Below are 605 nucleotides of genomic sequence, written 5' to 3'. Positions count from 1 at the left end.
GGCTCTCCGTCGGACCTGATCTACTGCATCTACACCTCGGGATCCACGGGCAGGCCAAAGGGCGTGCTGATAGAGCACCGGAACGTCGTTAATCTGATGCGATGGGTGATTGAGGAGTATGGATGTAATGAGAACGATTCTGGTGCATTGACGAGCTCTATGTGTTTCGATGCCTCAATTGAAATGATATTCGGAATGCTGATTACAGGAGGAGTTTTGCACATACTCAAAAATGAGGAAATCTTGAACCCATATGAAATTAGGGAATATCTATTAAGATACTCAATAACACTATTAAGCAGCACCCCTAGCTATTTTGTCGAAATGACTAGAGCTTTACCTAAAGGGGCATGGACGAAGCCTTTCGAATCTGCGATGCGATTTGTGTCTGGTGGAGAACTTCTGAGGGAACAGGACTCGAAGATAATATTGTCGTCGTTTAATTTGGATTTACTTTATAATACCTACGGGCCTACCGAAACTACTGTGAATGCTACTTCTGTACAAGTGGGGTTGGCATGTGAGTATGGCGTTTCTATTGGTAAGCCGCTGCCGAATTACCGCATATATATCTTGGATGAAGGAGATGGCCTGTGTCCGATTGG

At 44.8% G+C, this 605-nt stretch carries 1 protein-coding gene; it reads left to right on the top strand.

The window, feature by feature from the left end; translation table 11 throughout:
- Nucleotides 1-63 precede the first annotated feature (63 nt).
- A partial coding sequence (locus QEH53_RS23940; RefSeq protein WP_309025762.1) for an AMP-binding protein occupies nt 64-605 on the top strand: 542 nt, incomplete at its 3' end.

Origin of the sequence: Pelagicoccus sp. SDUM812002, from assembly GCF_031127835.1 — a bacterium.
GTDB lineage: Bacteria > Verrucomicrobiota > Verrucomicrobiia > Opitutales > Opitutaceae > Pelagicoccus.
The sequence above is the reverse complement of the archived record's forward strand: the minus strand, read 5'-3'. Positions and strand labels throughout refer to the sequence as shown.